This window comes from Streptococcus danieliae (assembly GCF_009767945.1).
GTDB classification, from domain to species: Bacteria; Bacillota; Bacilli; order Lactobacillales; family Streptococcaceae; genus Streptococcus; species Streptococcus danieliae.
The window spans coordinates 1-314 of the sequence record NZ_WSRS01000242.1; the positions used below are offsets into that span (position 1 = coordinate 1).

A 314-nucleotide genomic window follows, 5' to 3' on the forward strand; every position below is an offset into this window, starting at 1 on the left:
CTGCAACAGATGCAGATAAGAACACTCCAGTCGCTAAGGATCAAACAGTTGAGCCAGGTTCTACACCGAAGGCAGAAGATTCCATTGCCAACCTGTCTGAACTTCCAGCAGGTACTACGGTAGCCTTCAAGGAGCCAGTAGACACAACAGGTGAGGGAGACAAAGTAGTTACAGTAGTTGTAACCTACCCAGATGGTTCTAGTGAAGAAGTCTCAGTGACCGTTAAGGTATCTAAGCCTGCAACAGATGCAGATAAGAACACTCCAGTCGCTAAGGATCAAACAGTTGAGCCAGGTTCTACACCGAAGGCAGAA

Annotated in this window: 1 protein-coding gene; it reads left to right on the forward strand. The window is 47.5% G+C overall.

The genetic code is table 11. The annotated features are described in order from the left end of the window. On the forward strand, positions 1 to 314 hold a 314-nt coding region (locus E5983_RS09635; RefSeq protein ID WP_269148562.1), incomplete at both ends, for a Rib/alpha-like domain-containing protein.